Source organism: Sphaerisporangium sp. NPDC049002 (genome assembly GCF_040649355.1).
Taxonomy (GTDB): domain Bacteria; phylum Actinomycetota; class Actinomycetes; order Streptosporangiales; family Streptosporangiaceae; genus Sphaerisporangium.
On sequence record NZ_JBEZFH010000275.1, the window covers coordinates 1 to 8,372 of the forward strand.

7 protein-coding genes and 1 pseudogene are annotated in these 8,372 nt (G+C 67.1%); 2 read left to right on the forward strand and 6 right to left on the reverse strand.

Going from position 1 to position 8,372, the window contains the following annotated elements; all coding sequences use genetic code 11:
- From AB0B89_RS32935 to AB0B89_RS32945, 3 genes are all read right to left on the reverse strand, one after another.
- Positions 1-1,517, reverse strand: a 1,517-nt coding sequence (locus AB0B89_RS32935) for an FtsX-like permease family protein (protein WP_358560596.1), incomplete at its 3' end; no start/stop codon positions are given.
- A 104-nt stretch (positions 1,518-1,621) separates the two neighbouring features.
- A complete protein-coding gene (locus AB0B89_RS32940; RefSeq protein ID WP_358560585.1) occupies positions 1,622-2,344 on the reverse strand; it encodes an ABC transporter ATP-binding protein in 723 nt (240 codons plus the stop codon).
- 2 nt (positions 2,345-2,346) lie between these two features.
- Positions 2,347-2,928, reverse strand: a complete 582-nt coding sequence (locus tag AB0B89_RS32945) for a PadR family transcriptional regulator (RefSeq protein ID WP_358560587.1) — start codon at positions 2,926-2,928, stop codon at positions 2,347-2,349.
- Positions 2,929-3,017: 89 nt separating this feature from the next.
- Here AB0B89_RS32945 and AB0B89_RS32950 point away from each other — a divergent pair, with 89 nt between their 5' ends.
- Complete coding sequence (locus AB0B89_RS32950; RefSeq protein ID WP_358560588.1) at positions 3,018-3,557, forward strand: DUF1707 and FHA domain-containing protein; 540 nt, start codon at positions 3,018-3,020, stop codon at positions 3,555-3,557.
- Positions 3,558-3,666: 109 nt separating this feature from the next.
- On the forward strand, positions 3,667-5,226 hold the full coding sequence (dacB, locus tag AB0B89_RS32955; protein ID WP_358560590.1) for a D-alanyl-D-alanine carboxypeptidase/D-alanyl-D-alanine-endopeptidase: 1,560 nt from the start codon (positions 3,667-3,669) through the stop codon (positions 5,224-5,226).
- 325 nt (positions 5,227-5,551) lie between these two features.
- Here dacB and AB0B89_RS32960 read toward each other — a convergent pair whose 3' ends face one another.
- The 3 genes and pseudogenes from AB0B89_RS32960 to AB0B89_RS32970 form a co-directional block, all read right to left on the reverse strand.
- Entirely contained in the window at positions 5,552-6,472 is a 921-nt protein-coding gene (locus AB0B89_RS32960; RefSeq protein ID WP_358560592.1) for a hypothetical protein, read from the reverse strand.
- A gap of 36 nt (positions 6,473-6,508) precedes the next feature.
- Positions 6,509-7,678, reverse strand: coding sequence for a DUF3696 domain-containing protein (locus AB0B89_RS32965; RefSeq protein WP_358560594.1), 1,170 nt, complete (start codon positions 7,676-7,678; stop codon positions 6,509-6,511).
- Positions 7,675-8,372, reverse strand: a pseudogene (locus tag AB0B89_RS32970) (hypothetical protein); the annotation flags it as partial. The pseudogene AB0B89_RS32970 and the gene AB0B89_RS32965, both read right to left, overlap by 4 nt.

Sequence of the window (8,372 nt, forward strand, 5' to 3'; positions counted from 1 at the left end):
CCGGCCCTCGCCCCCCCGTGGCGCCGGGCGGCCCGGCCGGGGGGCCCCCCCGGCCCGCCCCCCACCGCCGGAGCCGTACGGCCGCGGTTGCGGGTCGCGTCCCGAGCGGCGAGCCTGAACGGCAGGGGCAGACGCGCGGCGAGACGTCCCGCCACTCCGACCAGGGACGGCGTGAGCGCCACCATCCCCACCATCGTGAGAAGCAGTCCTCCCACCTGACCCGCGGACACCAGATTGTTGTCGATGTTCCGCCGATCCCCGAGGACGAAGAAGATCGCCCGGCCGTTGGAGAAGACGGTGAGGACGACCCCGAGCGCCACGGACACCACGCCCGCCGCCGGCCATCCCCTGCGCCCTCCGGCCTCTCCCCGCCGTCCCGCGAGCGTCGCCACGACGTCCGTACGGGCGGCCTGGCGGGCGGGCACCACGGCGGCCAGCACCGCGCTGGCGAGCCCCAGTGCCGCCACCCCCGCGACGGTCCCCACCGGCACCTCGTACGGCCCGGCCACCGTCCCCTCCCGCAACTGCTGGAGCACCGGAACGGCACCCCAGGCCAGGACGAGCCCGCCCAGAACGCCCAGCACCGCCGCGAGAGGGCCGAGCAGGAGGCTGTCCGCGAGTACGACGCGGCGAAGCTGGCGCTCCGACGCCCCCTGTGCCGCGATGAGCGCCAGTTCCCTCCTGCGGCGCCGGATCCCCACCGCGAACGCCGGCCCGGCGAGCAGGACGACCTCCAGGACGATCATCGTGACGGTCATGCCATAGGTGAGGAGCCTCAGCGGCGGCCGGTCGTCCTGTCCCGGCGGAACGTAGTCCAGGGCCTCGGGCGGCGGGTGGGAGATGACGGCGCGCGAGGCCACGACGAATCCCAGGGAGTTCAGCCGGGTGACGTCCCGCCATCCCACGGGATCCGGCGTGGAGACGAGCCACTCCGTCCTCGACGGACTCGGCACCAGCCCGCCGCCGGGGAGGCCGATCGCGAACTCGATGCCCTGGCGGCGGGAAACGCGGGGCGTGGCGACGATCCCCACCACCCGGAAAGCTCGGGCCCCTTCCGTCAACGTCAGCGTCGACCCGATTCCCGCCCCTCGCCGGACGAAGTCGGGAGAGACGAGCACCTCCCCGGCGGCGCTGGGGAAGCGGCCCCGCTCCAGGAGGTAGAGGCCGCGCGTCATCGGGTCCCGCAGGTCCAGCTCCGTCAACGACGCCGACGAAAGCCAGTGTCCGCTTCGGTACACCTCGGCGCTGGTCGCCCAGGGGATCACCCGGCTGCCGGGCGGCAGCAGACCGCCGATCTCCTGAGCGCTCCACGGCCGCCGGTCGGGGGTCGTGGAGGACCCGAGGGTGTAGCCCTGCCCGGAGTAGTCCTGCCTGACGGGCGTCCGCGGCCCCGGGCTCGGCCGCAGGAGGGCGTCGGCCGCCCCCATGGTCACGGTGACGCTCTCTTCGGGCGACACCTCAAAGGTCGCGAGCAAGGTGGTCACGGCCGTGATCACAGCAATCGGCAGCCCGACCATGATCACGATCAGCGAACTCCTCCCCTTGGCCCGCCAGGCGCTCCTCCTCGAAATCCGGAGCACAGCCCAGGTCCCGGCGAGAGCACCTCCGGCGCGCATGCCCATCAGACACTCGCCTGGGCCGCGGCGGAGTCGGCGATCTCGCCGTCGCGGAGGAAGACCACGCGGTCGGCCCAGGCTGCGTAGCGGGGCTCGTGGGTGACCAGGAGGACGGCGGATCCGGAGTCGGCGCGAGCCCGCAGGGCCTGGATGACGTCGTCCCCGGCGGGGGTGTCCAGGGCGCCGGTGGGCTCGTCGGCCAGCAGAACGCGGCGCACGCCGACCATGGCGCGCGCGATCGCGACGCGCTGGCGCTGGCCGCCGGAGATCTCGTCGGGGAAGCGGCCCGCGACCTCGGCGACGCCCATCTCGGCGAGAGCGTGCGACGCCTCGCTCCGGGCCCTGCCCGTGCGGACCCCGTCGAGCTCGCGCGGGAGCATGACGTTCTCCACGGCCGTCAGCGAGGGGATCAGGTTGAGGTCCTGGAAGACGTACCCGACGTGACGGCGCCGCATTTCGGCCAGCCGCTTGGGAGGAAGGGCCCCGACGTCGGCGCCCTCGACGACCACCCGTCCGGAGGTGGGCCGGTCGAGGCCGCCCGCGAGGTTGAGCAGCGTGGACTTGCCCGAGCCCGAGGGGCCCATTACGGCCACGAGCTCTCCGGCCGCGACGTCCAGGCTCACCCCTTTCAGCGCCTCGACGGCCGCCGCGCCGGAACCGTGGACGCGCGACACCTTCGTGAGGCTGATAACGGGCTCGTCCGCTGTTTCCGCGGAAAGATCAGTCATTCCTACTCCTGGGACGAATGCGCGGTGCGGGAGGGACGCGCCGGTGAGGACGGCGCGCCGGCCGGTGGCGGCGCGCTGGGGGAGGTCGCGGCCAGTACGGACTCGCAGTGGTCGAGCCACCGTTGTTCGGCTTCGGCTTGGAAGATCATGGAGTCGAGCACCAGGCGTTGCGCGGTCCCGGGCTCGGCGCGTTTGGCGCGTGTCAGGCTCTGCAGGGTGCGCATGGTGGCGCTGCGCTGGGCCTGGACGACCTGGCGGACCTCGACGCCAGGCGCGGTGACGGCCATGGCCAGTTTGATCACCAGTTCGTCGCGGGGCCGGTCGGCCTGGGCGATGGGGGTGCCGAACCATCGCGACAGCTCCGAGCGGCCCTCGTCGGTGATGGCGTACACCACCCGGCCCTGGTCATCCTGCTCGCCGGGCGCCACGAGGCCGTCGCGCTCCATGCGGGAGAGCGTCGTGTAGACCTGGCCGATGTTCAGCGGCCAGGTCGCCCCCGTGGACGCCTCGAACTCCACACGAAGCTGATAGCCGTAGCGCGGTCCCTGTGTCAGCAGGGCGAGAAGGCCGTGGCGGATCGACATGAATACTCAGTATGCATACTCAGTATGCTCTCGACAACAGATCCCGCATATTCTGGACACCTTGCCGTTGCCAGCCTGATACTCGGGAGATGAGCTCGACGCACCCGCCTGTGCGCGCCTCCGACGGGGACCGTGATCGCGCGATCAGTGAGCTCCGCGATCATGCGCTCGAAGGACAGATCTCGCATGACACCTTTCTCGGACGGGTCGATCGAGCGCTGCGGGCCCGCAGCCGCGTCGAGCTGACCGACCTCGTCTCCGATCTCCCGCCGCACGGCAGGTGGCGCCGGAGGCTGACCGAAGCCGTTGCCTCGGTCTCCGACCTCACCACGCGCATCGAGAGCGCGTGGCGCCGCCCGCGCCTCCCCCGGCTCGCCCTGCCCGCCGAGAGCCGGCCGCGCTATGTGGTGGGCCGTGGCTCCGAGTGCGACCTGATCCTCACCGACCTCACGGTGTCACGCGTGCACGCCGAGCTGCGCCGCGACAGCGAGGAGTGGCTCCTCGTGGACCTCGGCTCGCTCAACGGCACGCGGCTGAACGGCTGGCGTCTGGTCGGACCGGCCCACGTCCGCGCGGGGGACGAGATCGCCTTCGGCGAGTGCGCGTTCCTGGTGTCCCTGCCGCAGTAGGCGGTTCCGGCCGGACAAGATACGAACATTTCCGTATTGCCGTCTGGTCAGAGGTTCTCGATGATCGCGGCATGATCCGGGCCATCTACCTCTGGAGGAACCCGTGCGGATGCCCCGACGACCGGCCGGACTGCTGACGGCAGTACTCCTCACCCTCACCGTGACCTGGGCGTCGGGGGCGAGCGTTCCCGCGAACGCCGCCGACCCCGCGCCCGGCGTCGCGGATCTCACCAAGGATCTCGACCAGCTCCTCGGTAACCCCTACCTCGCCGTGGCCCGTTCCGGCGTGGTCGTCAAGAGCGCCTCGACGGGCGAGACGCTGTACGAGCAGGACCCTGGGAAGGTGTTCCTCCCGGCCTCGAACACCAAGCTGCTGACCTCCACCGCAGCCGTGGACACCCTGGGCCTCGACTACCGCTTCACCACGAGCGTGCTGAGCTCGGGACGCCGCCTGGGCTCGACCCTGGCCGGTGACCTCTACCTCAGGGGGACCGGCGACCCGACCATGCTCGCCGCCGACTACGACGCGCTCGCCGCCGAGGTGGCCGGCTCCGGCGTCAGGATCGTCACCGGCAAGCTGGTCGCCGACGACACCTGGTTCGACGACGTGCGGCTCGGCACCGACTGGGCCTGGGACGACGAGCCGTACTACTACGCGGCCCAGATCTCCGCGCTGACCGCCTCCCCCGACACCGACTACGACGCCGGCTCGGTGATCGTCTCCGTCGCTCCGGGCGCGTCCGCGGGTTCCGCCGCCAAGGTGACCACCACGCCGCCGACCGACTACCTCACGATCGAGAACCACGCCACCACCGGCACCGCGACCGACGTCCTCGTCAACCGCGTGCACGGCACGAACAGGGTCGTGATCACCGGCACGGTCGCGGGGCCGTACGACGAATGGGTCACGGTCGACGACCCGACCGGGTACGCCGCGTCCCTGTTCAGGAAGGCACTCGGCAAGCACGGGGTGCGTGTGCTCGGCACGACCGCCAGGGGTGCGACGCCGGCGGCGGCCAAGAGCGTGGCGCAACACGACTCCATGCCGCTCAGCCGGCTCCTGGTGCCCTTCCTGAAGCTCAGCAACAACATGCACGCCGAGATCCTCACCAAGGCGATGGGCCGCGAGGTCTCCGGCAGGGGCACCTGGGACGCCGGGCTGGCCGTCACGCTCGGGTTCGCCAACAAGAACGGCGTCAAGGCGGTACGGCTGCGCGACGGCTCGGGCCTGTCGCGGCTGGACGGCGTGACCCCGGGCGAGCTCACGGGCTTCCTCATCGCCATGCGCTCCAAGCCGTGGTTCACGACGTGGTACGACGCCCTGCCGATCGCCGGCAACTCCGACCGTTTCACCGGCGGGACGTTGCGCAGCCGCATGGCGGGCACCCCGGCGGCGAACAACGTCCACGCCAAGACCGGCTCACTGACCAGCGTGACCGGGCTTTCGGGCTACGTGACCAGCGCCGACGGCGAGCCGCTGGTGTTCTCGATCCTGACCAACAACTACCTTACGGGAAGCCCCAAGAACCTGGAGGACTCCATCGCGGTCCGCCTCGCGCGCTTCAAGCGGGACACGCCCGTGGACGCGACCGTACAACTCAGGACCGCCGACCCCCAGGGAAGCGACGCAGACCTCGAATGCTCCTGGCTCAAGCCCGCCCAGTGCTGAACCGCACCTGATCTCGGACCCGGCCATGGTAGCCAGGGCACGACGAGTCAGCCGTTACGTGCCTGCGGTCCTGACCGGTGTGCTGCCGCCGTCAGGAGCGATAGGTAGCCGACCAGTGAACTCGCGTAAGCCGCGTGCGGTAGCCCCGCGGGTAGAAACCTTAAATCCGGTTACGGGCGGACCGCCAGTCTGTCTATGCTCGATGGCCCCGGCAAACCGCCGATCGAGGCGAACTGCACGACCGGCGAGAAAGCCGAATAGAACGCGGGCGCAGGGGTCCGGGTGGTCGAGACAGGTTAGAAGTCGCATTTTGGCGTTCGTTTGATCAGATGCCTAGTTTCAACCCAACGTGCGCAACGATCGCCTTACCGGTCTGCGGGTCAAGGCGAAAGTACACGCGGCCGTGCCCCGGAGTGAACCGGCCATGAAGGTCGAAAACGCGTGGGATCCCGTCGAAGTCCTTGAACTTGCAGAGGCGCCTGCGCGTCTCGCCTTCGGGCGTCACATTGGACCTCCACGTGGGTTCTCTAGTGCGTTGGGGGTCCCAATCCCCGATGGCGTGGTCTATCCTGCGCAGTTCCTGAGCCGCCGGGACTACCCAGTCCAGACGAAGCTCCGAGAACTGCTGCTCGGTCTGAGGCAGAAACAGCAGACTTGGATAGAGATCCATGCGGGACTCCCATATCTCGGAGCCGCGTTTTAGAGCCGGTATGCCGATCTGCTTAATCCACTCCATATGTAGTCTGAGGTGGTCGAGTGTCGCCCCATGACGAACTTCGACGGCCTCTTCTAGTAGGAGCGCCTCACCGTTGGGGTCTTCAGTCAGGACGCTGCGATTGGCCTGCACCCATGGTGTGTTCCAGGCTGTGTCGACGAGTAGGCTCACTGACATGCCGTCCAGCAGGTGGGCAGCGCGCAAGGCCTTGGCGGCGCGGCCGTCGGAGAAGTAGTCGACTCCTTCTCCGACGCCAGGAGGAAGTACGTCGCTGAACGGAGCCCTGTTCTGCATACGGCGGATCCAGCGCCATAAATCGACATTGGCGGGCCGTCCGGACCACTCGGCCAGGTAATACCCAGGGGCGAGTTCCAACTCCTTCAACTTGACGTCGGAGATGAGGGCAGCATCCTGACGCTGATCAGTTACCGCGCGCAGGACGCGGACGAACTGCTTCATCGCCTCGTCCACCTGCTCCCTCGGCTGCGGAGCCGAGCAGGACAACTCGTTGAAGAACAGCAGGACTCGCACGAGGTCTCTTTCGCTGTAGGGGGATGCGGAAGGTCGTCAGTCGAGGAGCCGGTCGAGCGAGCGGTCCCATTCGTCAAAGAAGCCCGGCGGCCACTGCGACAGCATGCCGTCCGGCCCAATGGATGGGCTCACAATATCGATGACCCCGTCGGCGTTCCGCTGGAAGTAGTGCAGGCGGACGTCTTCGGCTGAGAGTTGTCCGCGCTTCACCGCCAGACGAACGCCATTGAGGATGTGGTCGCTGTGTGTCTCGACGACCAGTTGAGCGCCGGCGGAAGCGGCGGCGCAGGTGAGGCTCGCCATCGCGCTCTGACCCTGCGGGTGGACGTGAGCCTCCGGGTTTTCGAGGAGGATCATGGATCCCGGCCGGGCTGTCAGGCAGGCAACGACCACGGGCAGCACGTACGTGAGCCCGAACCCCACATTGGTCGGTCGCCGCGGGTTGGTGGTCAGCTTTTTAGTCCGAGTGAATTGGAACACAAGCCGGACGAGGTCGGTTTGCTCGATCACGGCGGTCTCAATCTTCACTCCGGGGCAAATTTCTCCCATCCATGCCTCTACCTGGTCAAGTAGCCGGGAGGATGCGTCTGGGTGGTGGAGCGCCTCGAATGGCACGACCTCATCTTGATTGTGCCTGAGGAAGTCGACCGTGAACTCACCGCGAGTGCCGAGAAAGCCGCGCCTGACTGCCATTTCGTGAGACCGTGGATAAGTCACGGCTGGATTGATCCGGTCCGCCCGCAGGTACTGGAATCCTGGATTGAACAAGGTGTAGGCGGCTTCGTCCTCATGATGGCGCGTTCGGACATGGAGTGGCGGCTCACACAATGTCAATGGGAGTAGGTCGTCTTCTCGCCCGTACTCGGCATGGAACTTGAATGGCATCGCGGATCCGGCTGCCAGCTCGAATCCTATTTCGGGGACCTTGCCTTGCTCGGCTATATAGTCCTCATGCAAGATATCCTGCCCCGTCCCCAGTTCGACGAGTTCACCATTGAGTGGGAGCCCTCCGATTGCACCACTCTCGTCGTCTTCGTTGTGGTCCACGAGTAGGCCAGAGTTATCCGCTTGGCGGAGTAGCGCTAGGGCCTGTATCATCGTGCTCTTGCCAGACGAATTCAGGCCGGATAGAAGCGTATAAGGGGCCAGCGAGACGTCTGCGGAAGCGAAGGCCTTAAAGTTCTTGATGGTCAGCCTGTCGATCATCTCGCCACCTCTCTCAATAGCTCTTCCACGGCACCGAATCGCCGTCGGACCTTCTCCGCGTCACCGGTAGCGACGGAGATGGCCTGGTGAAACTTGCCATCCTCCATCAGTTCCATAAGACGTGATTGCACCAGGTCACGCCGCTCTCGCAAAACCTCAATCTCACCCGGCGCCATCTTCGCAAGGTTGACCGAGATAGTCTCGAAAAGCGCCTTGTTGACTGGCAGACGTTTCTCTTGCCCTGCGAACCGTTTGCGAAAGGCGTGCTCCTCGAAGATGTCGCGAGCCGTGCGCATCGCCCGCTCGAAGTCCTCGGTGAGACGTGCAATGGCTCCACGATCAAGAGTGTTGATCTGCCTCATCGCCTGTCGGAGGAAAATATCGAGGTCCCCACGAGGATAATCGCTGGGCGGTGTGAGACGGAAGGCAAGGAAGCGTAGCACCATCTCGCGGTCCGCCATTCTGTCCTTCTTTACACTTCGAAGCGTCGCGTCAAGAAACGACTCGCCGTCCGCGAGCTTCGCCAATAATTCGCGTGCTTGACCAGGGATCAGGGCATGTCTTAGTTCCTGAAGGGTTAGGGCCCTGCCACCTGTATTGATACGCGCAAATATGTTGAACTTGACCGAATCGGGGGTTCCTGCCCTAATAAGATGGATTATCAGTTCAGTTTCATCTATCCTGGTCTTGAGCC